The sequence below is a fragment of the Halorubrum sp. B52 genome, assembly GCF_059752555.1.
Window position 1 is genome coordinate 678,594 of sequence record NZ_MWTG01000009.1, and the last position, 26,029, is coordinate 704,622.

The following is a 26,029-nucleotide window of genomic DNA, read 5'->3' on the forward strand; positions in this document are numbered from 1 at the left end:
GAGGCGAGTTCGCTCGCACCCGTCAGTCCGCCGACGCGGGTTCCGACAACAGCTCGTCGAACAGCGCGACGACGCGCTCCTCGATCTCGTCGCGGATCTCGCGCACGTCCTCAACGGGACGACCGTGCGGATCGTCGAGCCCCCAGTCGCGGCTCTCCCCGTTCCACGTCGCGGGGCAGACGTCCGACGCCGAACAGCCCATCGTGACGACGAGGTCCACCGCCCGAAGCTCCTCTGGGGTCACCTCTCGCGGCGTTCGGTCGCCGAGGTCGATCCCGATCTCGCCCATCGCCTCGACGACGACGCCGTGGATGCGGTCGGCGGGCCGCGTCCCGCCGGTGACGGTCTCGATCCGAGCGCCCGCGTCGCGACGGTCGCGCTCGCGCTCGGCGAACGCCGCCGCCATCTGGCTCCGCCCCGCGTTCTGGACACAGACGAACGCGATCCGCCGATCCGGATTCCCGGTTGCGTGACTCACGACTCGGTCTGCGGGCGGAATTCGTATAGTCGTTACTCCAAACCGGTATTGAGCGCTATAGAGCGGCTTGGCCCCCGCCGGAGCGGCTCGGCCCCCACCGGCGCGGCTCACTCGTTCCCGACCTTCGTCGTCACCCGGAACGTCTCCGGCGGGTTGAGGATCCCCGCGACCGTTCCCATCGAGTGGATCACGGTGATCACCGGCGCCAACGGGAGCGCCAGCGCCCAGTGCCGGTGAGTGTCGCCGTAGTACGCGACGCCGAGCAGGAACCAGCCGAGCGTACACAGCGCCAGCCCCATCGACGCGAGGAAGAACCACCCGCCGTACGCGATCGTCACGCTCAACAGCGACAGCGGGACGGCGATCAGCGTCACGATCGGCGACAGCGCCCACGCGTAGTTCCGCACGCGAGTCAGCAGTTCGTACCGGAACGGGAGCATCGTCGAGGCCTGCACGTTGCCGGCCGCCCAGCGGCGACGCTGCTGCAGGATCTCGTACAGCGACGGCGGCGCCTCGTTCCGACACACCGCGTCGGACAGCGCGAACGTCACGTTGAGCTCCTGGAACGCCGCCCAGACGAACGCGGTGTCCTCGACGAGCGTCTCCCGGTCCCACGTCGTCCGATCCTCGACGTCGGTGCGCACGGCGATCCCGCCGCCCCACGCGAACAGCGGGATCGAGAGCCGCGCGAACGCGCGCTGCTCGAACTGCACGCCCATCCGGTAGACGTCGGCCAGGTAGCTGAGGTTCGACCCCGTGCGGCGCGGCTTCTCCCGGAGCTGGACGATGTCCGCGTCCGGCAGGCCGTCGAGCGACTCGACGACGCTGTCCTCGTCGAGGTACAGCACGAACTCCCGCCGGCACTCCAGCGCCCGTCGCGCCCACTCCTGCGCGCGACCCTTCCGCACCGCGCGGCACGTGAACTCCTCGGGGACGACGTGGACCGTCGCCCCGCTCACGTCGATCGGCGACTCCGCGATCACGTGGACGTCGTCGAGCCCGTCGGGCAGCGAGTCGACGGTCTCCTGGACGACCTCGGCGGCGTCGACGGTCATGATCCGCACCTGCATCTCGTCGAGGCCGTACTCGTTCGCCGGCGGCTCGTACCCCGCGCCGACGACGGTCGTGAGGACGATCCAAACGAGCGCGGTCGCGCCGAACAACAGCGTCACGCCCCACAGCGCGATCCCGAACAGCGACGCGACTCCGCCGTCGCCGACGGCGGTCGTCGCCGCCGCCTGAGCGGGCGCCGTCCCGGGCCCGGTGATCGCGGTCGGTGCGACCATCGTCGCGACCCCACCGACGACGAGCGCCAGCGTCACTGCGACCAACGCGATACGTTCGGTGTTCATCGTGTCTCCCCCTCGCTTCCCGACTCGTATGAACCGTCCAAACGCTGCACCCGGATTCACCCGCCTTCTGACCGGATTTACGCCCTTAATCTCGCGTAATCCGACTTAATCGCACGACTCCAGCGCCGTGGTGGGTGTTAGTGTGACTATGTGTACCACCCCACACGAACACCGTCGAACCGACCGGTCACCCCCGCAACCGTGTCGTGCGCGTCGGACTGAGATCCGTCCCCGGCTACGTCGCTCCGTCCCAGGCTACGTCGCTCCGTCCCCGACTACGTCGCTCCGTCCCCGACTACGTCGCTCCGTCCCCGACTACGTCGCTCCGCCCCCGGCTACGTCGCGCCTCGTTTTCACCGCCAGTCCGTCGCGCGGGGTCGGGGAACTCAGTTCGATCGCGCCGTGAACGCGCTCGCGACGAGGTACGCGTAGCCGAACGCACCGAGGAGCGTGAGCCGACGACCGAACGCGATCGGCTCGGCCGAAACGAACGCCGTCGCGGGACCGGGGATGGCGATCGCGGCGATACCGAGGATTTCGATCCCGAGTCCGCACCCGAGTGCGGCGATCGTCACGCTCGCCGATCGGTTCGACGACCCGGGAAACGCGCCCAGCCGCGGCGGATAGAACTGAAACGAGGTGCCGACGATCATCAGGCCGAGAAAGCCGAGCAGATTGACCCGGAGGTGCGTCTCGATCAACGCCGCAGAGGCGCCGCCGAGCGCGAAGAGACCGCCGAAGAGGACGCCGATGACGCCGAACGCCGCGCTCGGAAGAAGGGCGTACAGTCCGATTCGGCGCGTGTCGGACCGGACCCACATGCCGGAGACGACGAGCGCGAAGCCGACCATCGCGATCACCATCAGGGCGGCACCGATCGGGAGCCACCGCTCGTCGACGAACCCGGCGGCGATGAGCCCGGGAGCCGTCGCGGCCGCGGGCAGGACGAGCGCGGCCGACCACCGAGCCGGACGCGCGCCGAGGAACCGCGGAAGCAGTCGAAATCCGAGCGTGACCACGAGCAACGTCGCGGCACCGGCGGCCAAGAGATGCGTTGCGGCGGCCCGCACGCCGATCAGCGGCGGGAACGCGCCGGTCTGCCCGGCGACCGTCTCGTAGGTGCCGGCGAGGAGATACAGGAGCACGATCGGGACGAAGTAGTTCGCGAATCGATCGACCCGGCGACGGTCGGCGTTGTGATCCCCGGTCCCGGTCGCCCCGCGTCGGAGCGGTCCGCCGATCGTCACTGCGATCGACCCGACGAACACGGCGACGCCGATCGCCCACAGCACGCTGCCGAGAGCGGCGACGTCGACGCGGAAGCCGCGACCGAGAAGCGGGTCGATCGCGAGACACGCCGCTCCGGCAACGACGAACGGAAACTGGGCAAGCGGCGCGCGCTCGGAGACGAGTTCGGCGTCGAAGTACGCCGGTACGAGCGCGTAGGCCTTGCCGAACACGACGTTGAACACGAACCCGAACACGGCCAACGCCACCGCCGTGCGCCGTGGGAGGCCGGCGACGGTGGCCGCCTGCCAACAGCAGAGTGCGATCGCCCCGATGAGAACGTACCGACGCGACCAACGAGAGATTGCAGCGGCCATGACTCACCCGTTCGGGGTCGGAGCGACGACCATCCCCACGGTGACAGGACTACCCGTCATCGTCTCTCCGTCGAAGTCCTCCTCTTCGAGTGCACTCTCACGGGACACCGCCGTTCGCTTCCGATCGCTTACTAATAAACGTTCTGTCAGAACCGTTCGAACGGTCGACGCACGGAGACGGTCGAGTGAAACGCGACCCTGACCACAGGACGCCGGCGGATCTCGCGATACGCCGATTGACCTGCTGTCGCGGACCCGTCGGCAGCGGGGAACCACCACCGACGCGCCGACGACCTCCGTCGCGAGTCACCGACTCGACCATCGTACGAACGGCTCTCCGCTCCCGGCCCGCCGGATGTACTCCCGTTGCATCCCGGTGATGGCGGTGTCGAGGTCCTCGCCGTCGTCGAGCCGCGCTCTCACCCGGTCTCGCTTCCACGTCGCCGGCGTCGTGCGGGTCGTCCAGCGGCGCTCGACGGGGTCGAGGAGCTCGTCGATGCGGGCGTCCGCCAGTCCCCGGTCGCGGAGTCCGGTGCGAGCCAGGGCGAACAGATCCGGATAGAGAACGCTCGGATCGTCGGTTCGGTCGCCGTCGCGGGTCACCCACGCGAGGGGTGCGTCGAACCCCTCCCGGCTCGCCGCGTAAAGCGACTCTCGGGCGGCCCGCCACGGCAGATCGAGCAGGGGGTGATCGGTGATGACGACGCCGTGGAGCAGGCCCGCAACGAGCGCCAGGAACCCGACGACGTCGGCCACGCTCGGTTGGGCGGCGAGCGGTCGGTACTCGATCCGGGGCCCGTCGGGGCCGAACACGGGGCGGACCCATCGCCAGCAGGTACTCTGCTTGTGGAGCAGCTCCCAGTAGTCGGCTTCGAACCCCGTGCGGGGCTCTTCCGTACGCCACTCGCGGAGGTACGGTGCACACAGTCGGTCGTCGACGATGCGATCGACTGCGTCCGCCGGGGAGTCGATATCGCGGGGGAACCGAACCTTGCCCCGGTCGCGGACGTTCATCGACTCGAACACGGGGAGTCGGAGTTCGACCCCGGCGGACAACACCGTCTCCCTGTCGGCGTTAGTGTACAGCTCGGGCGGGAGAAACGGGGCGTTTGCCGCCAGCGCCACCACCGGACCGACGGTTCGCAGTGCCGCGTTGAAGTACGGTGCGAACTCGTCGACCGGCGACTGGAGGTGGATCTGTAGCGAGGCGGCTAACGATTCGACGAGGATCGTTCGGAACGTCCGGTGGCAGCCGGGGAGCGCCAGCTCGACCGAATCCTGGGTGGTGATATCCGCCTCCAGCGCGTAGTACCGGTCTTCCGGTGAGAGGTTCGCTGACACTTCGAACCCTCCCTTCGTTTCGGTGGCGGAGAGGTACGTCAACGGTCCCTCCGGCGGGCCGACAGTCCAGATCCCGTCGGTGACGAACCGCCGGTCGCGAGCCGCGAACGCCTCTCGGACAGCGGTTACGCGCTCGGTGAGACTGTTCGCCTGCCGCGTGACTCCCTCGGGATCGAACGTCGCCGCCGGCGTGTTCAACTCGGCGTTGTGCCGCCCCAGCTCGCGTTCACAGACCGGCGGCATCGCCGTTTCGGGGGCGGCCGCGAGCCGTCCGTCGCCGTCGACGGTGTAGCCTTCGAGCTCGAGCCCGAGTCGAAATCCGCCGTCGAACTCACCGGCTCTGAGACGCTCTCGGAGCGCCGCCGCCTGTCGTTTGACTCGCCGCCGGAACGTCCGCCGCGTCGCCGCGCTCCGACTCTGTCGAACGATCGCAGCGCAGTCCATACCTCGTGTTCGGCACCCAACAATATGATACTTGGTACCAATAGTCAATGTGGGCCCGGATTCACCTCACGGGCGCGACGACCACCACACCTGACAGTAAGGAATACCATGCGGTTATGTAAGTCGGTGACGTACCTCACTGCGGAGTACTGAACACCAAATGAGAGACACTCGTCCGGTCGTCTGTGCGCGGTGCGGTGGCCCGACCGGAGCCAACGACGTCGTCGTGAAGCATTCCTCGTCGGATCCGCTGGTCGTCTCCGAATGCGCCGGCTGTGGCGCGATCGTCGGTTTGGGTGCCCATCGGTAGCCCGTCGCCCGCGCGTTCCCCGCCCGTCGCTCCCACGTCCGATCGGACATGCTCGAACGGTCGGCGATGCGCGAAAGCGACTGGCTGGAGCCGGTTTTGCCAGTGAGTAGCCGTTACCAACTACCGACCGGCCCGGGGTTCAAAACGACGTCTCGTCCGACTCGGTGGCGGCGCTCCCGCGGTCGTCGTACCCCTTCCGCCCGACCGCGTCCTCAGGGAGCAGCGAGGTGACGAACTTCTCCAGTTCGGCCTCGGACCGGAAGACGTCGGGCTCGTCGTCGACCACCTCGAGGATCTCCGCGAGCGGCATCGTCTCTCCGTTCGCGAACTCGACGACGCCCTCGTCGCACTCCTCGACGACGGTGTCGTACGCGACGGGGTACTGGCGGTCGCAGACGTCGGTCATCGCCGTCTCAATATCCATATTTATTTTTCGTTACGAATACTGAAAAGGCTGGTGCCGGACGCGCTCGGGACGCTCGCGGTCGGCGGGAGGAATCACGGACCCGTCGGCGGCCCGGTGGAAGCGATCCGACGGCAGTCCGGTGGAAGCGATCCGACGGCAGTCCGGTGGAAGCGACCCGTCGACGGTCCGGTGGAGCGGCGAGAGGCGCGCACGCCTCCGCGCGGCCGGAGGGTATACGTGACCGCGCGTCACAGGACGTCGCATGTCTCCCGCGTTGCGGTGTTACCGGTGTGGCGAACGGTTCCCTGACGCGCTCCGCGTCCGGTGCGGCTGCGGAGAGCCGCTCTGGTTCGAGACCGACGCGGCGGCGTTCGACTGGGCGGACTGCCGGGAGTACGACGGCGCGTGGCGCTACGAGCCGCTCTTGCCGATCGACCGGCCCGACGGCGTCGCTCGGGCCGCGGGCGGCACCCCGCTGGTCAGGAGCGAGGGGCTCGACGCCGCCGCGGGCTGTCGGGTGTACGTCAAAGACGAGGGCGAACACCCGACAGGCGCGTACAAGGACCGGGGCAGCGCCGTGGCCGTCCCGCACGCGATCGCCGCGGAGGACGGCGCCGTCGGCACCGTCTCGTACGGCAACATGGCGATGAGCACCGCCGCCCACGCCGCGAGCCTCGACCGGGAGTGCGTCGTCCTCGTTCCCGACGACATCTCGCCGGTCCGACTGGAGCTCATCGGCCAGTACGAGCCGACGATCGTCCGGGTCGACGGCGACTACGGGGCGCTGTACGGCGACGCGCTCGACCTGTCGGACGAGCTCCCGGCCCGGTTCCTCGTCAGCGACGCCCCGGCCCGGATCAGCGGGTACGAGACCGCGCTGTTCGAGATCTGCGAGGCGTTCGCGCCCGACGCGCCCGACGCGATCGTGGTGCCGACGAGCTCCGGGGGGTTCGCCTCGGGGCTCTGGCGCGGGATCCGCGACCTCGACGCCGCCGGACTCCTCGACAAGCCCCCGCGGCTCTACCCCGTCCAGACCGCCGCGGCCGACCCGATAACGCGGGCGTTCGAGTCGGGCGCGACCGATCCGACGCCCCTCGACCCGGCGGAGACCGGCGAGACGATCGCGCACTCGATCGGGAACCCGGACCCGCCGAGCGGGGGTCGCGCGCTCGCGGCGGTCCGCGACACCGGCGGCGCCGTCGTCTCGGTCACGGACGACGAGATTCGGGCCGCACAGCGGCGGTTCGCGGTCGACGGCGGATTCTGCGTCGAGCCGGCGTCGGCGGCGTCGCTCGCGGGCGCGATCCGGCTGTCCGAGCGCGGCGAGATCGCCGGCGACGACGACGTCGTCCTCGTCCCGACCGGGACGGGGTTCAAAGAGCTCGGGACCGGCGACGCGTCGGTGGCGACCGAGCGGACGAGCCGCGCGGCACTCCCGGAACGGCTCGCCTCGGTCCTCGGCGATCGCTGATCCCGTCGGCGGAGAATCCCCCGCGCTGTTTTTCTCGCGGCACTCCCGACGGTAACGGATGAGAGTCCCTCTCGGGTCGGAATCGGGATCGGTTCGGCCGCACGCGTTACTGTACCCGCTTGGGGTCTGGGCGGTGATGGCGGTCCTCGCAGTGATCAACGGCGTCTTTCGAGAACTCGTCCTCGTTCCCCGCGTCGGCGACTACCCCGGGCACGTGGCGAGCACCGCGCTCCTCGTCGCCGCGATACTCCTCGTCTCGTTCGCCTACTTCTCGCGGACCCCGATCGAATACGGACGGATCGAGCTCGTCGGCGTCGGGGTTCTCTGGACGGTACTCACCGTCGGGTTCGAGTTCGTCGTCGGGTGGGCCGAGGGCACGCCCGTCTCGGTCACGCTCGGCCAGTACGACGTGCTCGCGGGGCAGGTCTGGATCGCCGTCCCGCTCGCGCTGCTCGTCTCTCCGCTGTTGTTCGGCCGGTATCTGTATTCTTCCGCGTCGAAACCTCGGTAATCGGTTCTTCCGCGTCGGAACCTCGGTAATCGGGTGAGCGGCGGAGGGGGAGAGCCGTCACTCGGTTCGGATCCACCCGAGGGTGTCGCCGATCTCGAACTCGTCGTCCTCGCCCACGACGATCTCGTCGAGCGTCCCCGCCGCGGGCGCGGGAACGTCGACGCTCACCTTCTCGACCTGTATCTCACACAGCGTGTCGCCCGCGTCGACCGACCGGCCCTCCCGGGCGAACCAGTCGACGACGATCCCCTCGGTCTCGTCGACGTCGGCCTCCCAGTCGCCGGTCGCGCGGACCGCGACCCGCATCCCGGAGCCGCCGTCGGCCGCAATCCGTCGGTTGCTCATCACTCGGACGCGACCGATCGGACGCGCGCTTCGATGTCGTCGGCGTCCGGGATCACCTCGTTCTCCATCGGCCGGGCGTACGGGATCGGCACGTCCGGCACGGCCACCCGCTCGACGGCGTCGAGCGCGTCGAGGTCGCGGTCGGCGACGCGCGCGACGACCTCTCCAGTGACGCCGAACGACCGGTAGTCCTCGTCGACGACGACGAGCCGCCCGGTCTTCCGGACCGACTCGAGGACCGTCTCGGTGTCGAGCGGGACCAGGCTCCGGAGGTCGACGACCTCCGCGTCGATCCCCTCCGCCGCGAGCGACTCCGCCGCGTCGAGCGCGCGGTGCACGTGGAGCCCGAGCGTGACCACGGTGACGTCGGCGCCCTCGCGCTTGACGTCCGCCGACCCGAACGGGATGGTGTAATCCGTCTCCGGGACCGGCGTCTTCGGACCGTCGGGCGCGGGCATCCAGCCGATCCCCATCAGCCGCTTGTGGAACAGGTACATCACCGGGTCGTCGTCGCGGATCGCGTTGTGCATCAGGCCCTTCGCGTCGTAGGCGGTCGACGGCACGACGAGCTTCAGGCCGGGAACGTGCGCGAACGTCCCGTAGAGGGTCTGCGAGTGCTGGGCGGCGTCGTTGTACGTCCCGCCGACGGCGGCCGTGAGGACGAGCGGCACGTTCACGTTGCCGCCGCTCATGTAGGTGTTCTTCGCGAGCTGGTTGTAGATCTGGTCCATCGCGACGCCGAAGAAGTCCGCGAACATCAGCTCCGCGATCGGGCGCATCCCCTCCTGCGCGGCGCCGACCGCCGCCCCGAGGTACGCGGTCTCGCTTATCGGCACGTCCATGATCCGGTCGCGACCGAACTCGTCGAGCAGCCCCTGGGTGCTGTCGAAGATCCCGCCGTAGTCGGCGACGTCCTCGCCCATGTAGAACACCTCCTCGTTCTCGCGCATCTCGTGAGCGATCGACTCGACCATCGCCCGGCTCATCGTCAGCTCGCGGTCGACGACGCCCTCCGTCTCACTCATCGCCGTTCACCTCCGCGAGCTCGAACTCCGGTTCGTCCGTCGTCACGCCCGAGGGCGGGTTCACGAACACGTCGTCGTGGGCGTCCTCGGGGGCGGGCTTCGGCTGCTCTTTCGCCCACGCGATCGCCTCCTCGACCCGCGCTTCCGCGTCCTCCCGGATCCCCGCGAGTCCGTCGTCGTCGACGCCGTGGTCCCGAAGCTCCGATTCGAGCCTGTCGATCGAGTCGCGGGCGAGCGCGGCCTCCTCGTCCTCGTCGGACCGATACGCCTGCGGATCGCCCATGAAGTGGCCCATCCGGCGGTGGACCTGCACCTCCAGGAGCGTCGGCCCGTTCCGGTCCCGCGCGCGCCCGACCGCCTCGCCGGCCGCCTCGTAGACGGCGAGGGCGTCGTCACGGTCGACGCGAACGCCGGGCATGTCGAACCCGGCCGCCCGATCGGACCCGTCCTCCACGTCGGTGACGCGCTCCTTGGGCATGCTGATCGCCCAGTCGTTGTCCTCGACGACGAACACGACCGGCAGGTCGTGGACGCTCGCGAAATTCAGCGACTCGAGGAACGCCCCCTGGTCGATCGCCCCCTCGCCGAGGAACGCGACCGCGACGGCGTCCTCGTTCCGCTTTTTCGCCGCTAACGCCGCCCCGGCCGCCGGCGGGCATCCCTCGGCGATGATCCCGCTACACGCGAAGTTCACGTCGGGGTCGAACAGGTGCATGTGCCCGCCTTTGCCCTTCCCGAGGCCGGTCTTCCGCCCGAAGATCTCGGCGGTCATCCGCTTCAGGTCGACGCCCTTCGCGATGGCGACGTGATGGGGCCGATGCGGCGCCGTTACGGTGTCGTCCGGTCGGAGGTGGTGACAGACGCCCGCGGCGGCCGCCTCCTGACCCGCCGCGAGGTGGAGCTCCCCGGGAATCGGTCCCGCGGAGATGTCGAACGCCGGCTGCTTTCCCTCCAGATACTCCTCCTGGAGGCGTTCCTCGTAGTACCGCGCCGTTACCATGTCGGCGTACAGCTCGCGCATCTTGCCTACTGATACCATGCCACAGTAATGTACACGGTTAATAATATTAGATACTTCTGGTGGCATTCGAACGACATGTCCGGAGCACACTCGCCACCGGCGGGTCACCTTCCGGTCGCGTTGCCGCCGTTCCCGATCGGAGTCTCTGGCGCCTACCCGAGATCGGCGACGATCCACGGCTTCTCGTCGGGGTCGTACTCGGCGATCGCACCGCTGTGGCTCCGCGTCTCCGGTGCGAGTACGCCGACGTGTTTCAGCTGCTGGACGAAGTTGAAGAGGACGTTGTTGCGGATCACGTCCCGCCAGACCGACGGGTCGCGATAGAGGCGCGCGGTCTTCCCCCGCTCGATCAGCTCTCGGGCGCGAGCGGCGCCCCGCGTCGTGCAGAACGCGCTCAGGAACACGTTCGGGTACTCGCGGACCAGCCGCTCGACGAGGTCGAGGAACTGCACGCGCGGCCCCTCCTTGCGGAGCGCGTCGAGCAGCAGGCCGAACTCCGGGTGTCTGGCAAACGAGTTCCGGAGGAGCACCGCGAGCGGCGGGTGGACCTCGGCGACCGTCTTCCCGGTAACGTCCCGCTTCGTCAGGCGGAGGTCGTCGAGGTCCTCGATCCCGTACCCGCGGAGCACCGTCGCGGCCAGCTCGCCCTGGGAGGTCAGCTCGTGCGGCGAGCCGAGACCGAGGAGGCCGAGCGTCCGCGCGCTCGCGACGGTCTCGTCGCCGGCGCCGAACCCGTACTCGTCGGCGATGACGTCGACGAGCTCGTCGCGCGCGAGCGGCCCGTACCGGTCGAGGGCGACGACCGGCGCGAGGTAGTTCAGCGGCTGCGCGAGGCTCAGCGTCGTGACGTCGCCGCCGAACGCATTCCCGCGGAGCCGGACGGACAGCTGCCCCTCGACGTCGGCGACCTCCTCGGTCGACTCCGCGCTCGGCGGGTCGCTCCACGAGGTCGCCCCGTCGCCGTCGACGCCGATGACGCCGACCCCCTTCGACCGGAGCAGGTTCGCGTGGGGCGAGACGGCCTCGCCGTCGCCCGCGAGGTACGAGACGTGCGCGCCCTGCTGGTACGTCATCGCCTGTCCGATGCCGCGGAGGAGGTTCGTCGACCCCTTCACCTCGATCGCGAACACGCGGTCCGCGTCGGTGAAGCCGAGCACGTCCGGGTACCGCCCCCGAATCGAGATCTCGTGGCGGCGACACCGGTCGAGCACGTTCGCGTACGTCTCGCTGTGGGCCTCCGGCACGTGCACCAGCGGCTCGTAGTTCCGCTCGTCGAGCGCGGTCACCACGCGGTCGAACACCGCCGCCTCGTCCATACGGTGCCGTCTGACCCGCGGACAATAAACGGTTCTCTCGCCTCCCCGCCGCGGCCATCGGACTCGCCGACGCGGTGTCGACGCCGCCGCGGATTGACGTGTCTATACGGTAGGTCAGTCGAACGGACCGGATCGGACCGGGCGACGACGCTCGACGATACGTCTAACTACCAAACAAAAACACATACTATATTTATTATATTTATGCATTCCCGGATAGTCGCTCTCGATCCCGGCGGATGACGGTATCGGCGTTTTTGTCGGCTGAGAGTACCGAGAGCCGGAGAACGAGCGATAACTGTCGACCCCACCGCGAACCAGCTGATCGATGGATATCCGTTCGTCGAGAAAACGGCGTTAGTGCCGGTTTCAACGGTGATGTTCGCCGAAGAACCGCAAACAGCGTGAGCGTTGCGGAATCGACCAACTCCGAACGATCCGATCTCGTGAATAAATAGTATATCTGTTAGTTTAACAGAATAGTATAAAACTTGTGTATCTTTGTCCACCGGTTCCGACGCGACCTCCACCGTCGACGGACCGCACCGTCACCGAAACGCTCGTCGTGCGATCACCGGTTTCGACGGTAGTCGAGATAGCGGTCGTCTTCCATCACCTGCGACCGGCCGCCGTCGACGAGGACGCTCTCGCCGGTGACGAAGCTCGCGTCGTCGCTCGCGAGGAACGCCGCGAGCCCGGCCACGTCGGCGGGTTTCCCGAGGCGACCGACCGGATGAATGTCCTCCGTGTACCCGTAGTCACCGCCCAGTTCCTCCCGGGTCCGGTCGATCTCGATCCAGCCGGGATTGATCGTGTTCACCGTGATGTCGTCCGGGCCGAGCTCCAGCGCCAGCGCGCGGGTCATCCCGTTGATCCCGGCCTTGACCGCGTTGTACGGGAAGAGGCCGGGCATCGTGAGGAACGCGTGGTTCGAGGAGGTGTTGAGTATCGTTCCGCCCGCGGGCATGTGGTCGGCCGCGTGCTTCGCGCACAGCCAGAACGAACGGAAGTCGGTCTCGACGACGAACTCCCAGTCGTCCAGCGTCGCCTCGCTGGCGGTCGTCTCCGTCTGGACGCCCGCGTTGTTCACCAGCACGTCGATCCGCCCGTACTCCGCGGCGGCGTGGTCGACGAGGGCCTCGATCTCGGCGGGCTCGCGCATGTCGGCCCGGACGAACGTCGCCTCGCCACCCGCCGCCTCGATCCCGTCGACGACGGCCTCGCCGCTGTCGGCGGAGCGCCCGGTCACGACGACCGAGGCGCCCTCGGCGGCGAAGCGCCGGGCGACGCCCTCGCCGATCCCCCGGGTGGAGCCGGTGACGAGGGCGACGGTGTCCGCGTGTCTGTCCGCGACGGCGTTCTCGGTCGGGTCGCTCGGTGACATACGTGCCATGGCGACGCCGCCGGTGAAATAATCACCGCCCGTGGATCCCCACTACCCCTGTTGCTCCCGGCTCTCACCCCTCACCACTCGGCGACGCTCCCGTCGTCGTGGCGCCACACGGGGTTGTGCCAGTCCACGTCTCTCTCGGCCTGCTCGCGGACGTGGTCCTCGTCGATCTCGATCCCGAGGCCGGGGTCGTCTGGGATCTGCACGTATCCGTCCTCGTAGTCGAAGACGGACGGGTCCGCGAGGTAGTCGAGCACGTCGCTCGTCTCGTTGTAGTGGATGTCGAGGCTCTGCTCCTGGATGAAGGCGTTCGGCGAGCAGGCGTCCACCTGCAGGCAGGACGCGAGCGCGATCGGGCCGAGCGGGCAGTGGGGGGCCATCGCCACGTCGTACGCCTCGGCCATCGCGGCGATCTTCCGCACCTCGGTGATCCCCCCCGCGTGCGAGAGGTCCGGCTGGATCACGTCGACGGCGCCGCTCTCGAAGACCTCCTTGAAGTCCCACCGCGAGTACATGCGCTCGCCCGTCGCGATGGGGGTCGTCGTGTGCGCGGCGATCTGCGGAAGGGCGTCGTTGTGGCCCGACAGGACCGGCTCCTCGACGAACATCGGGTCGTACGGCTCCAGCGCCTCGACGAGCCGCTTCGCCATCGGCTTGGACACCCGCCCGTGGAAGTCGACGCCGACGCCCACCTCGTCGCCGACGGCCTCCCGGACCTCCCGCAGCCGCGCGGCGGCGGCGTCGATCGCGGCCGGGTCGGCGACCCGCTCCAGCTCCTCGGTCGCGTTCATCTTCAGCGCCGTGAACCCGGCCTCGACCTGTTCGCGGGCCTGTTCGGCTACGTCGGACGGTCGGTCGCCGCCGATCCACTGGTACACCCGGATGCGGTCGCGCGCCGCGCCGCCGAGCAGGTCGTGGACGGGAACGCCAAGCTCCTTGCCCTTGACGTCCCAGAGCGCCTGATCGACGCCGGCGATGGCGCTCATCAGCACCGGCCCGCCGCGGTAGAAGCCGCCGCGGTACATCGCCTGCCAGTGGTCCTCTATCCGGCCGGCCTCCTCCCCGAGCAGGTACCCCTCGAACAGCTCCTCGACCGCGGTCTTCACCGTCTTCGACCGCCCCTCGACGACCGGCTCTCCCCACCCGACCGTCCCGTCGGCCGTCTCGACGCGCAGGAAGAGCCACCGCGGCGGCACCTCGAACAGCTCGTAGTCGACGATCTCGCTCATGGCGTGGGAGTACCCCACCGGCGCTGTTAGTCGTTTCGGGTGTGCCGGTGAGCGTTTCGGGTGGATCGGTGGTCCCCGGGACGGACCCCCGCCGCGAGCCGTCCCATTTAATAACGCCGCCGTCGCGGATGCGAGTATGCACTCACGACGAGCCGACCGGATCCGCGAGAGCGGCGTGGTCGCGATCCTCCGCGGCGTGGACCCGGCGGCGGCGGTCGACGTGGCGGACGCGGTCGTCGACGGCGGCGTCACGGCGCTCGAGGTGACCGCGGACACACCGGACGTCGCGGAGACGATCGGCGCGCTCGCCGACCGGTACGACGACGTCCTCGTCGGCGCCGGAACCGTCCTCGACGCGGAGACCGCCCGGGCGGTCCAGCTCGCGGGCGCCGAGTTCCTCGTCACGCCGACGGTCGACGCCGGCGTGGTCGAGACCGCCAACCGGTACGGGACGCCGGTCGCGTCCGGCGCGTTCACGCCGACGGAGGCCGTCGAAGCGTACGAGGCCGGCGCCGACTTCGTGAAGGTGTTCCCGGCCGCGACCGGCGGGCCCGAACACGTCGCGGCCCTCGGCGGCCCGCTCCCGCAGATCCCCCTGGTGCCGACCGGCGGGGTCGGCCCCGAGAACGCCGGCGACTACGTCGAGGCCGGCGCCGTCGCCGTCGGAGTCGGCAGCGCGATCGTCGACGGGGAGGCCGTCGCGAACGAGGCGTACGCGACGATCACCGAGAACGCGCGCCGGACGGTCGACGCGGTCGCGGCGGCCAGGAAGCGGTAGGCCGCCAGCTGACCGAGTCAGTCCCCGTCCGCCGCGGCGTTCCCGGCCGTACAGCCGCAGCCGCCGCGCCGGATGAGCTCGCTGACCGGTGCGTCCGCCCCGCAGTGCGGACAGACGGCCCGCACGTCGACGAGGACGTCGTAGTCGTCTCGATCGAGCTCGCCGGCGTTCGCGAGCGACGAGATCGCCGACTCGCTGACGGCCGAGAGCCGCCCCTGCAGCTTCTCGATCGTCTGGATCTTCCGGTCGACGCGCCCCTCCTCGTCGCTGGGGAGGCTCGCCCCGCGGTCCTCGGTGAGGTACGTGTGGATCGCCTGGTGCGTGACGAAGTCGGCAGTCAGTTCGTCGGCGTCCACGCCCTCGCGTTCGAGCCGCCGTCGCGCCCGCGTCGCCTCCGGGCCGGTCCCGTTCCGCAGCGCCTCGTACGTGCTCGAGACCTCGACGTCGAGCGAGGAGTTGGCGGTCTCGCGGACCGCCGCCGCCACCACCGCCTCGTTGAACTCGTCGGCGAGGTCCCGCAGGCTCGTGCGCTCGCCCGTCTCGCCCGTCCACTCGGCCTCGAGCGTCGATCCCATCTCGTCGAGATCGTACGCCTCGATCACTCGCCCGACCTTCGTGTTCGGTCCGTCCTCGCCGGTCATATCGGTCGTTCGAGGGGTAGCGTTACAAGGGTATCGGTGCGACGACGCGGTTCCGACCCGACGGGCGGCGGTTCCGAACCGAGCGGCGCCGGTCCGGACTCAGTCGATCCGCTCGACGTACGCGTACTCGTCGGGGAGCGCGGCGGCGTCCTCCGGGAGCAGGGCGGCCACGAGGTAGTCTGCGTGGTCGCGGAAGTAGTCGACCACGCGCGCGATGCGGTCGGAGTCGATCGCCTCCAGCGAGTCGAGGATGATGAACGGCACCGTCTCGTGGACGTCGTGAACCAGGTACCCCGCCAGCGCGAACACGAGCCCGGTCACCTCGCGCTCGCTCTCCGAGAGGTGGTCGACGGTGTCCTCGTAAGCGGCGCCGTCGGGCGACGAGCGGACGATGTGGAGGTCGAACCGCGTCTGCGTGACCTTCCGCCGCCCCTCGCGCACGTCGGTCTCGCGGCGCTCGATCCAGATCCGGTCGAGGTTCTCGTACCCGAGGATGTCGAGGACCGTCGCCATGTGCTCGTTGAACTCCTCGACGGCGCTCTCCTCGAGCCGGTCGACCCGCGTTCGCAACTCCGTCAGCCGGTCCGCGATCGCCTCCCGCTCGGCCTCGAGCTCCTCGCGGCGCTCGATCGCCTCCTCCCGCTCGTCGATCTCCGCTTCGATCTCTTCGATCTCGTCTTCGAGCCGCCCGATCCGGAGCTCGATCTCGTTGGCCTCGCGGTGGCGCTCCAGCGCCTCGTCGTGACCGTCCACGTCGATCGACTCGGCCTCCGCCTCCAGCTCCTCGATCTCCGACCGCTTCGCCTCGATCCGATCCTCGAGATCCGCGATCCGGGACTCGGTCGCCTCGATCTCCGACCCGACCGAGTCGAGCCGCTCCTCGGCGCGCTCGACCTCGCGCTGCGCCTCGCGCAGTTCGGACTGCCGGTCGGTAAGCTCCTGGATCTCCTCGCGGAGATCGCCTCGCTCGTCGAGCCGCTCCGACCGGAGGTCTCGGAGGCGGTCGAGCGTCGCCTCGATCTGTTCGGTCTCGACCACGGAGCCGCAGGTCCAACACGTCGTCCGGTCCTCGCCGGTCAGCGCGTCGGTCGGGCTGTCGCCGCCCCGGGACGCGCTGGCGGCGGCGACCGCCTTGTCGCCGCTCCCCTCGACGTCGATGGCGGGAGCCGAGCCCTCGAGCATGTCCTCGTTGAAGTTGATGACGCTACCGAGTTCGTTGATCGCGTCGTCGAGCGCGCGCTGGCGACGGCGCAGCTCGTCGATGCGCCCGGCGAGCTGGTCGGGGCTCTCGTCGGGCTCCTGTGCCGACTCGACCGTCTCCCGAAGCTCGTCGCGCTCCGCCTCCAGCTCCGTCAGCGTCGACCGTTCGGTCTCGAGGTCGAACTCGAGGTCGTCGAGCTCCGAGCGGGCGTCGCGAACGCGCTGGAACGCCTCCTCGAGCTCCCGCTTGCGGGTGCGGCTCTCCTCGACGCCGGCGTCGAGCTCGTCCAGCTCCTGCCGGACCGCTTCGAGCTCCTCCTCGGCCTCCTCGAGCTCCGACCGCTTCTCCCGGAGCTCGGCCTCGAGCTCAGGGAGGTCCTGTTCGAGCCCGTCGAGTCGGTCGATCTCGTCTTCCAGTTCGGACCGCTCGCGCTTGCACTCCCGGATCTCGGCGTCGATCGAGTCGGTGTCGATCGGGCGCATGATGATCTCCTGGAGGTCGTCCCCGCGCGCGACGGCCCGGCGCGCCTCGTTGTTCTCCAGCAGGAACGCGAACAGGTCCGCGAGCTCCGGGTCGTCGAGGTACGGGTCGCCGCCGAACGCGACCGAGTCGCCGCGTCGCGTCAGCGTCCGCGTGTACGTTTCGTCGCCCAGTTCGAGGGTCACTTCGCCCTCGTCGGCGTCGCCCTTCAGCGAGCTCCGACGGCTCCCGAGCCCGGCCATCAGCGCTTGCAGGAACGAGGTCCGGTTCGTCGCGTTTCGCCCGGCCAACACCGAGACACCCTCGGGGAGGGTCACGGACGCCTCGTCGATGCCGCCCACGTTTCGGACGTCGACGCGCACGGCCGATTGAGAGGTCTGATCCATCAATTGTCTAGTTGAACTCTCTCATATCCTTAAATCTATCTCTCAGCCGTCGCGCTCTCCGGTTTCGTGCGGGGTCGGCGCGACGAACCGGCCGTCGTCGAACTCGATCGGGCTCGGCTCCGCGACGACCCGCAGGTCGTCGCGTTCGCGGGCCTCGTCGACGAGCGCGGGAGAGGCGTACAGCCGGTCGAGCCGCATCGTGTCCGTCGCACGGAGTACGCGGACCGTGTCCGGATCGACGACGCCGACGGTCGACAGCGACGCGACCAGCCCCGCGCGGTCCGTCTCGACGACGGGCGGGAGCCGAACCCCGCGCGTCGTGCTCGCGGTGATCGCGTTGATGAGCGTGGTCGAGCTGTCCAGTTCGGCGGCGAGATCGCGATGGACGAAGTCCGCGGAGCCCATCCCCATGGCGTTGCCGTGGGTCGTCTCCGTCAGCCCCCGCACGAAGATCCGCTTGACGTCCGGCAGCTCCGGCTCCGGCTCGTTGATCGCGAACGGGCGCCGGCCGATCACGTTCGTGTCCATCCCCTGCCCGCTGACGTCTTTCCCCTGCCGATCGAGGACCAACACGTCGACGTCGTCGAAGGGGACCGTCGGCAGGCGGTCGTACGCGTCCTCCAGCAGCTCCGCCTCGCGGTCGAGGAAGCCGGACGGGGGGACGCCCTCGATCACGGCGGTGTCGTCGAACTGGTCCTCGACGATCGCGACGCCGCCCGCGACCGGCAGCTCGGCCAGCAGCTTCTCCGCGATCTCCGGGATCATGTTCCGGAAGCTCCAGTCGACCGCCCACTCGTGGGCGGTCTTCGCCCCCCGCTGTTTCCCCATGCCGATGACGAGCATCTTCGAGAGCCCGCTCTCGACGGGGCCGTCGTAGTCGGTGTGGGGTTTCACCCGGTTGACCGGAACGATCGCGTCGGCGGCGGCGGCGTTGGCGTCCGCGTACACGGGAACGCCTCGATCGGGGGTCTCGCCGACCCGCACGACCTCCATGCTCGACCGGATCTCGCAGCCGATCGCCTCCGGGGTCACGCCGAGTGATTCGAGCATCTCCCGCTGCCCCTCCGCGGTCGCCCCGCCGTGGCTCCCCATCGCCGGGAACACGAAGGGGTCGTAGCCGGCGTCCCGGACCGCGCCGACGACGCCGCTCACGATCGACGGGAGGTTCGCGATCCCGCGGCTGCCGGCGCCGACGGCGACTTCGCCGCCCTCGGGCACCCCGTCGAACTCCAGCGACGCCACCGCCTCGGCGGCCGCGGCCTCGACGCGGCCGCTCGGGATCGGATCGGTCTCCCAGGCGCGCTCGATGAGCCCCAGTTCCGGGAGCGGCCGGTCGCCGCACGCGTCGAGCACGGTCGCCTCGGGCACGACGAGATCGTCGAGTGAGTCCATGTGGTCGACTCCCGCTCGACCGACATAAACGTGGGGGCCGCGACGCGCTCCGCCTCGGAATCGGCCCCCCGCGAGCGGTACCGCCGGGACGTCGAACGCGTGCCACCGACCCGACACCCCGTTACAAACGTACGCCTGTAATGAAATCCGACGAGAGCGGGTTCGGATCCGAATACGCCGGATCCGCTATTCTCGTCGACGGCGGACCTTTCTCACCTTCGTTTCCGATAACGACTCTTTGGCCCTCGAAAAGCCGCCCTACGTGCTTATATGGTGGCTCAAATCGACGACGGTTCTCGGAGAGACAGGCGGCCTCATGCGGCTAAATTTTCTTTATTATCCGAGTACACGGGAAGTTAAGTAGTTCGGGGCGAACTGTTATTCATGACAAAAGGGCTCAAATCGGTCGCGAAAACGACTGAAACGTCGTTACAGGTGATCGACGCGCTGCGCGGAACCGACGGAATGACGATCGCCGAGTTATCCGAGCATCTCGGATTAGCCCCGAGCACGGTCCACCGCCACCTCGCGACGCTGAAGAAACACGGGTACGTCGTCCGCGACGGGGACGTGTACGCGCTCGGCCTCCAGTTCCTCACGGTCGGCGGACAGATCCAGCGCCGGGTGACGGCCTACCCCATGATCAAGGAGAAGGTCGACGCCCTCGCCGACGAGACGGGCGAACGCGCGCAGTTCATCGTCGAGGAGAACGGCGAGCGGGTGTACCTCTACACCGAAGTCGGACAGAGCGCCGTTCAGACCGGCGCCCACGTCGGAAAGCGCGGGGCGATCCACACGAGCGCGGCGGGGAAGGCGGTCCTCGCGGCGTACGACCGGGACCGAGTCGAGGAGATAGTCGACGCGCACGGACTCGACGCCGGCCACGACGCCATCACGACCCGCGAGGACCTGTTCGCGGAGCTGGACGGGATCCGAGAGCGCGGTTACGCGTTCAACCGACAGGAGACGACGGCGGGCGTCCACGCGATCGGCGCGGCCGTGGTCGCCGGCGGCGAGGTGGTCGGCGCGCTGAGCGTCTCCGGGCCCGCCAACCGGATCACCGGCGACCGCTTCACCGAGGCGCTCCCCGAACGGATCCTCGGCGCGGTCAACGAGCTGGAGCTCCACATCGAACACTCGGTGTGAGGCCGCCGCGGGAGGACCGCCGGCGAGCCCCTCGGCGGCGGATCGCCCTCGTCCGAGACTTTATTACGCTTCTCGGCGCTCGTCGAACTGATGAACGCGAACGACCGGGCACTCGTGCGATTTACCTCTCTCGCCCACGGGATGTTTCACACCTACGAACTCTCGATACCGCTCTTTGTCGGACTCTGGATGGCCGAATTCGACGTCTCGGCGGCCGTCATCGGCACCGTCATCGGCGCCGGCTACGCGTTCATCGGCCTCGGCGCGCCGGTGAGCGGCGTCCTCTCGGACCGGTTCAGCTCGCGGCGGCTGATCTTGGCCTCCATCGCGGGGATGGGGATCGGGTTCGGGATCGTGGCGCTCTCGCGCGGCGTGGTCTCGCTCGGCGCCGCCGTGCTCCTGTGGGGCTGTTTCGCGAGCGTCTACCACCCCGCGGGGCTCTCGCTCATCAGCCGCACCGCGGACGCGCGCGGCACGGTGTTCGCGTACCACGGCGTCGGCGGCAACGTCGGGACGGCGTTCGGCCCGCTCCTCACGGCGCTGCTGCTCATGGTCGCCGACTGGCGGCTCGCGGCCGGCACGCTGTCGGCCGTGGCCCTGCTCGTCGGGCTGGCCGGGACGCGGATCGAGTTCGAGCTCGGCGAGGCCGAGGACGCGGGCGAGACGGGGTCGATCGCCGACGAGCTCCGGAAGACCGCCCGGGACTCCCGCGCCCTGTTCGCGACGGCGTTCGCGGTCGCGCTCGTCGCGGTGCTGTTGTACGGAACGTACTACCGCGGCCTGTTGACGTTCCTTCCCGACGTCCTCGCCGAGTCCCCGGCGCTCCAGTCCTTCGAGCTGCTCGATCAGACCGTCCAGCCGGCCCAGTACGTGTACACCGCCCTCCTGACCGTCGGCATCGGCGGCCAGTACGTGGGCGGACGGCTGACCGACCGCGTCTCCAGCACCACCGCCTTCTTCGGCTTCTTCGCCGTGCTGGCCGTCCTCGCGGCGGCGTTCCCGTTCGTCCGGGAACTCGGCACCGTCGCGCTCGTCGGCGCCTGTCTCCTGCTCGGCTTCTTCGTGTACGGAACGGCCCCGATATACCAGGTCGTCGTCGCCGAGAACGCCGGCGAAGCGGTGCAGGGGCTCTCGTACGGCTTCACGTACCTCGCGATGTTCGGCGTCGGCGCCCTCGGCGCGTCGCTCGCGGGGTTCGTGCTCACGCACGCGACGAGCGCCGTGCTGTTCTTCGCGCTCGCCGGGATCGCCGGACTCGGCGGCGCCGCGGTGTTGCTGTTGATTCGACTGTAGCCGTTCCTCATCGCCCGCAGTCTCCCAACCTTTATGCCGTCGTCGTCGGAGTGGTAGGTATGAGCCCAGACGAGAAGCGACAGCGACTCTTAGAGGAGATCGTCGTGGTCGACCTGACGACGTTCGTCACCGGCGGCTTCGCCACGATGATGTTAGCGAACCAGGGAGCGGAAGTGATCAAGGTCGAGCGGCCCGGCGTCGGCGACGACAGCCGGTACTCCGGCCCGCCGTTCGTCGACGTGGAGGGGTACGAGGGCCCCGGGAAGCCGGCGTCCGACGAGGGGGAGTCGCCGTACTTCTGGACGGTGAACTACGGTAAGCAGAGCATCGAACTGAACCTGAAGACGGAAGAGGGGTTAACGGCGCTGTACGACGTCGTGTCCGAGGCGGACGTCGTCGTCGAGAACTTCCGGCCGGGCACCGCGGAGCGGCTCGGCGTCGACTACGAGACGCTCCAGGAGCACAACGACGACCTGGTCTACTGTTCGATCTCGGCGTTCGGCGAGACGGGCCCGTGGAGCGACCGGCCGGGGTACGACCTGCTCGTGCAGGGGATGAGCGGCACGATGAGCGTCACGGGCTACCCGGACGCCCCGCCGGCGAAGGTGGGCCTCCCGCAGACGGACCTCATCACCGCGATGTGGTCGGCGTTCGGGATCGTCACCTCGCTGTACAACCGCGAGCGGACCGGCGAGGGCGAGCGCGTCGAGCTCGGGATGCTCGACGCCGCGCTCCCGTGGCTCACGAAGCAGGCGGGCAAGAGCTTCGTCGGCGAGGAGACGTCGCGGATGGGGACGAAGGACCCGGTGCTCGCCCCGTACCAGATGTACCCGACGGCCGACGGCCACCTCAACGTCGCCTGCGGGAACCAGAAGCTCTGGGAGGAGTTCTGTGAGGCGATCGGCCGCGAGGACCTCTCGTCGGACGAGCGCTTCGTCACGAACTCGGCGCGGGTGAACAACATGGACGCGCTCGAGGCGGAGCTCTCGGAGGTCCTGCGGACCAAGACGACCGACGAGTGGGTCGACCTGCTGGCCGACGAGCGCGGGCTCCCCGTGGGCCCGGTGTTCGACGTCGACGAGGCGCTGGACAACGAACAGGTGCGCGCCCGCGGCGTCGTCGGCTCGATCGACCACCCCGCCGCGGGGGAGATCCCGGTCATCGAACACCCGCTCAACTACGACCGGGCCGACTCAGGGTTCGAGAAGGCGCCGCCGCTGCTCGGCGAAGACACCGTGCGCGTGCTGAAAGCGGCCGGCTACGACGACGCCCGCATCGACGAGCTGATCGAGGCCGGCGCGATCCCGGAGCCCTGATCAGCGGCCCGTATCGAGGACGACCTTCCCGAGCGTCCCCGAGGCCCGTAGCCGGGCCAGCGCCTCCGGGACCGCGTCGAGCCCGAAGCCCGAGTCGATCGCCGCGGTGAACGTCCCGTCGGCGAGCCCCTCGCCGACGCGTTCGAGGATCGCCGCCTGATCGCCCGCCGAGGCCACGATCGACATGAACCGGAGGTCGGCGTCCGCCTGCTTCGCCGCCATCGACGTGCCGCCGTCGACGGCGATCGGTCCGTTCTCCCCGATGACGACGATCCGGCCGCCGCGCGTCAGGCAGGCCAGGTTCGCCGCGAGGTGCGCGTCCGCCTGCGGCTCGAACACCACGTCGACCTCGCGGCCGTCCGCCGCCGCCGCGATATCGTCGGCGAGGGTCTCGCTCCGGTAGTCGACGACCGCGTCGGCTCCGAGCTCCCGCGCGAACGCCGCTGGCTCGCCGTCGCGGGCGGTGCCGACGACGGTCGCGCCCGCCGCCGCGGCGACCTGCACCGCCGCGTGGCCGACGCCGCCGGACGCGCCGTGGACCAGCGCGACGTCGCCCAACCGGAGGTCGCCGCGGGTCACGAGCGCGCGCCACGCGGTCGCGAACGCCATCGCGGCCGCCGCCCCCTCCCGGAACGAAACCGGCTCCGGGAGCGGCGCGAGCTGTTCGACCGGCGCCGCGGTGTACTCCGCGTACGTCCCGGGCGAGAACAGGCCGAGCCCGGTCGCGAACACGCGGTCGCCCGGCTCGACCGCGGTCACGCCCTCGCCGACCGCCTCGACGACGCCGGCGAGGTCGGAGCCCCCGACGTGCGGGAGCCCGGACGGCGGGCTCACGTTCCCCGCTCGAACGTACGTGTCGATCGGGTTCACGCTCGCCGCCTCGATCCGCACGAGGGCCTCCCCCGGACCCGGCTCGGGGCGGTCGACGGTCTCCAGGGTCAGTACGCTCTCGTCTCCGTGTTCGTGGAATCTGACGGCACGCATACGGGTCGTACGACGAACGGACGTATAGTGTTGTGCCCGGGGTCGGCGGGAGGGCGACGGTGTGTGGCACGACGCACCTGCGCCGGGTCTTCCGCCCCCGCCGAGCGCTTATGTGCTCGCCGCTCCGAGGGAGCGCATGCACGTCACCGGGCTCGATCACGCGGTGTTGACCGTCGCCGACGTCGACCGCGCCGTCGACTTCTACGCGGGTATCCTCGGCGGCACGGCAGAGACGTTCGACGGCGGCCGGCGGGCCGTCTCGTTCGGCGATCAGAAGATCAACTTCCACCCGGCCGACGACGTCTACTCGCCCCACGCCGACCGGCCGACGCCGGGCAGCGGGGACCTCTGTCTCGTCGTCGACGACTCCCTCGAGGCGCTCCGTCGGGACCTCCGCGACCGCGGGGTCGAGATCGTCCACGGCCCCGTCGAGAAGGTCGGCGCGCGGGGGCGAACGGAGTCGGTGTACGTCCGCGACCCCGACGGCAACCTGGTCGAGCTGGCGCGGTACGACGCGTAGCCGACCGCTCAGGCCGGGCGAGTCTCGCGGCGACTCACTCCGCGGCGGCGATGCGGACGCCCCACAGCGGCCCGTCCTCGGTGACCCGGAGCTCTCGGTCGCCGACCAGCCGCACCTCGTCCCCGATCGAGAGCTCCTCGTCGAGCTGGGCGACGACGTTCGCGCCGCCCGGGAACGCGGCGAGGCCGAGCGCGTTCGGCTCGCGGACCCCCTCCGGCGTGACGTGCACGGTGGTCACGGAGAGCAGCTCGCCGTCCCCGGCCGGAACGGCGTCGAACTCCGCCCCGCCGCACTCCGGGCAGCGGTGTTTCTCGTAGTAGGTCCGGTGTCCGCAGTCGCGACACTCGAGCAGGTCGGTCACGCGTCGCCCTCCAACAGCGTGCAGACGGCGTTGTTTCCGAACCCGGCGACGTTGACGGCGAGCCCGCGCGAGGCGCCGTCGACCGCCCGCTCGTCGGGCAGGTCGCCGCGGAGCTGCCACACGAGCTCGATCACCTGCGAGATCCCCGTCGCGCCGAGCGGGTGCCCGCGGGCCTTCAGCCCGCCGCCGGGGTTGACGGGGAGCTCTCCGTCGAGGGCCGTCTCCCCGTCGCGGGTGAGCTCCCACGCGCGCCCCGCCGGGGCGAGCCCCAGCTCCTCCATCTCCAGCCACTCGAGGATCGTGAACGCGTCGTGGATACACGCGATGTCGACAGCGTCAGCCCCGAAGCCGGCCGCGTCGTACGCGCGCTCGCCGGCCGTCCGCACGCTCTCGATCTCGAGCGGATCCGTCCGGTCGGCGACCGCGTGCGTCCCGGTGGCGCTCTCGCAGGCGGCGACCCTGACCGCGCCGTCGCTCGCCGCCGGACCGGACTCGATCACGACCGCCGCGGCCCCGTCGCTGGTCGGACAGCAGTCGTAGAGGCGCAGCGGCTCGGCGACCGCCGGCGACTCCAACACGTCGTCGACGTCGATCCGCTTGCGGAACTGGGCGTACTCGTTCGAATTCGCGTTGGCGTGGTTCTTCACGGCGACCCGCGCCAGGTCGCGCCGGTCCGCGTCGGAGCCGCGCAGGTAGGCGGCCGCCGCCAGCCCGCCGAAGGACGGCAGCGTGACTCCTTGTTCGTACTCGCGGTCGTGGGTGATCCGGCTGATGATCTCCGTGGCCGTCGCCGTGTCCGCGGCGGACATCTTCTCGCCGCCGACGGCCAGCGCTCGCTCGCTCCGACCGCTCGCGACCGCCGCGACCGCGCTCTGAAACGCGCTGGCGCCGCTCGCGCTGGTGTTCTCGATCCGCCGGGCCGTGACGCCGGTCATCCCGAGGCCGCCGACGAGCGCGTTCGCCAGTCCGGACCGAGCGTTGAACGCCTCGGCGGCCATGTTTCCGACGTGGACCGAGTCCACGCCGGCGGGGTCGCGGCCGGCGTCGTCGAGCGCGCGCTCCGTCGCGACGAGGAGGAGCTCGAGGAGCGACCGATCGTCGGCGGTCGCGAACGCCGTCATGCCGGCGCCCGTTATCGCCGGTGAGTCGCCGCGGACCGGTGATGCGTCTACTGCCCGCGCTTCTCGCTTCTGGGCGGTCATCGTACGTTCGAACCCAGACGCTAGACCGATTTATAGGTACGGTTCGCGCCACTCGTTGCACGCGCCTCGCGGCCGCCGCGGACGGC

At 69.7% G+C, this 26,029-nt stretch carries 24 protein-coding genes; 7 read left to right on the top strand and 17 right to left on the bottom strand.

Going from position 1 to position 26,029, the window contains the following annotated elements; all coding sequences use genetic code 11:
* Window positions 1–22: 22 nt before the first annotated feature.
* The 5 genes from B4V04_RS11985 to B4V04_RS12005 all read right to left on the bottom strand — a co-directional run bounded on the left by B4V04_RS11985 (window position 23) and on the right by B4V04_RS12005 (window position 5,953).
* A complete protein-coding gene (locus tag B4V04_RS11985) occupies window positions 23–445 on the bottom strand; it encodes an arsenate-mycothiol transferase ArsC (RefSeq protein ID WP_498232458.1) in 423 nt (140 codons plus the stop codon).
* Window positions 446–585: 140 nt separating this feature from the next.
* Window positions 586–1,830 carry a glycosyltransferase family 2 protein gene (locus B4V04_RS11990; protein ID WP_498231909.1) on the bottom strand — a complete coding sequence of 415 codons (1,245 nt, stop codon included), beginning with the start codon at window positions 1,828–1,830 and terminating at the stop codon, window positions 586–588.
* A 386-nt stretch (window positions 1,831–2,216) separates the two neighbouring features.
* Complete coding sequence (locus B4V04_RS11995) at window positions 2,217–3,434, bottom strand: hypothetical protein (RefSeq protein WP_498231911.1); 1,218 nt, start codon at window positions 3,432–3,434, stop codon at window positions 2,217–2,219.
* Between the two features lie 306 nt (window positions 3,435–3,740).
* Window positions 3,741–5,219 (bottom strand): glutamate-cysteine ligase family protein, encoded by a 1,479-nt coding sequence (locus tag B4V04_RS12000; protein WP_498231913.1) that lies wholly within the window; start codon window positions 5,217–5,219, stop codon window positions 3,741–3,743.
* Between the two features lie 449 nt (window positions 5,220–5,668).
* Window positions 5,669–5,953: a DUF5789 family protein gene (locus B4V04_RS12005; protein ID WP_498231915.1), complete on the bottom strand. Its 285-nt coding sequence runs from the start codon at window positions 5,951–5,953 to the stop codon at window positions 5,669–5,671.
* A 244-nt stretch (window positions 5,954–6,197) separates the two neighbouring features.
* Here B4V04_RS12005 and B4V04_RS12010 point away from each other — a divergent pair, with 244 nt between their 5' ends.
* Window positions 6,198–7,406 carry a threonine synthase gene (locus tag B4V04_RS12010; RefSeq protein WP_498231917.1) on the top strand — a complete coding sequence of 403 codons (1,209 nt, stop codon included), beginning with the start codon at window positions 6,198–6,200 and terminating at the stop codon, window positions 7,404–7,406.
* A gap of 136 nt (window positions 7,407–7,542) precedes the next feature.
* Window positions 7,543–7,917: a hypothetical protein gene (locus B4V04_RS12015; RefSeq protein ID WP_498231919.1), complete on the top strand. Its 375-nt coding sequence runs from the start codon at window positions 7,543–7,545 to the stop codon at window positions 7,915–7,917.
* A gap of 57 nt (window positions 7,918–7,974) precedes the next feature.
* Here the strand turns inward: B4V04_RS12015 and B4V04_RS12020 are convergent, their stop codons facing one another.
* The 6 genes from B4V04_RS12020 to dgoD form a co-directional block, all read right to left on the bottom strand.
* A complete protein-coding gene (locus B4V04_RS12020; protein WP_498231921.1) occupies window positions 7,975–8,262 on the bottom strand; it encodes a lipoyl domain-containing protein in 288 nt (95 codons plus the stop codon).
* Window positions 8,262–9,287, bottom strand: coding sequence for an alpha-ketoacid dehydrogenase subunit beta (locus B4V04_RS12025; protein ID WP_498231923.1), 1,026 nt, complete (start codon window positions 9,285–9,287; stop codon window positions 8,262–8,264). The genes B4V04_RS12020 and B4V04_RS12025 overlap by 1 nt, the downstream gene beginning before the upstream one ends.
* Window positions 9,280–10,326 (bottom strand): thiamine pyrophosphate-dependent dehydrogenase E1 component subunit alpha, encoded by a 1,047-nt coding sequence (locus B4V04_RS12030; RefSeq protein WP_498231925.1) that lies wholly within the window; start codon window positions 10,324–10,326, stop codon window positions 9,280–9,282. The genes B4V04_RS12025 and B4V04_RS12030 overlap by 8 nt, the downstream gene beginning before the upstream one ends.
* Before the next feature lie 134 nt (window positions 10,327–10,460).
* Window positions 10,461–11,624: a hypothetical protein gene (locus B4V04_RS12035; RefSeq protein ID WP_498231927.1), complete on the bottom strand. Its 1,164-nt coding sequence runs from the start codon at window positions 11,622–11,624 to the stop codon at window positions 10,461–10,463.
* A 571-nt stretch (window positions 11,625–12,195) separates the two neighbouring features.
* Complete coding sequence (locus B4V04_RS12040) at window positions 12,196–13,017, bottom strand: SDR family NAD(P)-dependent oxidoreductase (protein ID WP_498231929.1); 822 nt, start codon at window positions 13,015–13,017, stop codon at window positions 12,196–12,198.
* Window positions 13,018–13,088: 71 nt separating this feature from the next.
* The gene (dgoD, locus tag B4V04_RS12045) at window positions 13,089–14,243 is read right to left on the bottom strand and encodes a galactonate dehydratase (RefSeq protein WP_498231931.1); all 1,155 of its coding nucleotides are present in this window, start codon (window positions 14,241–14,243) and stop codon (window positions 13,089–13,091) included.
* A gap of 136 nt (window positions 14,244–14,379) precedes the next feature.
* Between dgoD and B4V04_RS12050 the strand changes: the two genes are divergently transcribed.
* Entirely contained in the window at window positions 14,380–15,021 is a 642-nt protein-coding gene (locus B4V04_RS12050) for a bifunctional 4-hydroxy-2-oxoglutarate aldolase/2-dehydro-3-deoxy-phosphogluconate aldolase (RefSeq protein WP_498231933.1), read from the top strand.
* Window positions 15,022–15,038: 17 nt separating this feature from the next.
* Here B4V04_RS12050 and rdfA read toward each other — a convergent pair whose 3' ends face one another.
* The 3 genes from rdfA to B4V04_RS12065 form a co-directional block, all read right to left on the bottom strand.
* Window positions 15,039–15,662 (bottom strand): rod-determining factor RdfA, encoded by a 624-nt coding sequence (rdfA, locus tag B4V04_RS12055; RefSeq protein ID WP_498231935.1) that lies wholly within the window; start codon window positions 15,660–15,662, stop codon window positions 15,039–15,041.
* A 99-nt stretch (window positions 15,663–15,761) separates the two neighbouring features.
* Window positions 15,762–17,729 (bottom strand): archaea-specific SMC-related protein, encoded by a 1,968-nt coding sequence (locus B4V04_RS12060; RefSeq protein WP_498231937.1) that lies wholly within the window; start codon window positions 17,727–17,729, stop codon window positions 15,762–15,764.
* Between the two features lie 42 nt (window positions 17,730–17,771).
* Entirely contained in the window at window positions 17,772–19,121 is a 1,350-nt protein-coding gene (locus B4V04_RS12065; RefSeq protein WP_498231939.1) for a nickel pincer cofactor-dependent isomerase, group 22, read from the bottom strand.
* A 384-nt stretch (window positions 19,122–19,505) separates the two neighbouring features.
* Between B4V04_RS12065 and B4V04_RS12070 the strand changes: the two genes are divergently transcribed.
* The 3 genes from B4V04_RS12070 (at window position 19,506) to B4V04_RS12080 (ending at window position 22,876) form a co-directional block, all read left to right on the top strand.
* Window positions 19,506–20,267 (top strand): IclR family transcriptional regulator, encoded by a 762-nt coding sequence (locus B4V04_RS12070; RefSeq protein WP_498231941.1) that lies wholly within the window; start codon window positions 19,506–19,508, stop codon window positions 20,265–20,267.
* A gap of 90 nt (window positions 20,268–20,357) precedes the next feature.
* Window positions 20,358–21,560: an MFS transporter gene (locus tag B4V04_RS12075; protein ID WP_498231943.1), complete on the top strand. Its 1,203-nt coding sequence runs from the start codon at window positions 20,358–20,360 to the stop codon at window positions 21,558–21,560.
* 59 nt (window positions 21,561–21,619) lie between these two features.
* A complete protein-coding gene (locus B4V04_RS12080; RefSeq protein WP_498231945.1) occupies window positions 21,620–22,876 on the top strand; it encodes a CaiB/BaiF CoA transferase family protein in 1,257 nt (418 codons plus the stop codon).
* Here the strand turns inward: B4V04_RS12080 and B4V04_RS12085 are convergent, their stop codons facing one another.
* The gene (locus B4V04_RS12085; RefSeq protein ID WP_498231947.1) at window positions 22,877–23,860 is read right to left on the bottom strand and encodes an NADPH:quinone reductase; all 984 of its coding nucleotides are present in this window, start codon (window positions 23,858–23,860) and stop codon (window positions 22,877–22,879) included.
* A gap of 136 nt (window positions 23,861–23,996) precedes the next feature.
* Here B4V04_RS12085 and B4V04_RS12090 point away from each other — a divergent pair, with 136 nt between their 5' ends.
* The gene (locus tag B4V04_RS12090) at window positions 23,997–24,380 is read left to right on the top strand and encodes a VOC family protein (protein WP_498231949.1); all 384 of its coding nucleotides are present in this window, start codon (window positions 23,997–23,999) and stop codon (window positions 24,378–24,380) included.
* 34 nt (window positions 24,381–24,414) lie between these two features.
* Here B4V04_RS12090 and B4V04_RS12095 read toward each other — a convergent pair whose 3' ends face one another.
* Both B4V04_RS12095 and B4V04_RS12100 read right to left on the bottom strand, forming a co-directional pair.
* A complete protein-coding gene (locus tag B4V04_RS12095) occupies window positions 24,415–24,741 on the bottom strand; it encodes a Zn-ribbon domain-containing OB-fold protein (protein WP_498231951.1) in 327 nt (108 codons plus the stop codon).
* Window positions 24,738–25,943 (bottom strand): thiolase family protein, encoded by a 1,206-nt coding sequence (locus B4V04_RS12100; protein ID WP_498231953.1) that lies wholly within the window; start codon window positions 25,941–25,943, stop codon window positions 24,738–24,740. The genes B4V04_RS12095 and B4V04_RS12100 overlap by 4 nt, the downstream gene beginning before the upstream one ends.
* Window positions 25,944–26,029: the final 86 nt, after the last annotated feature.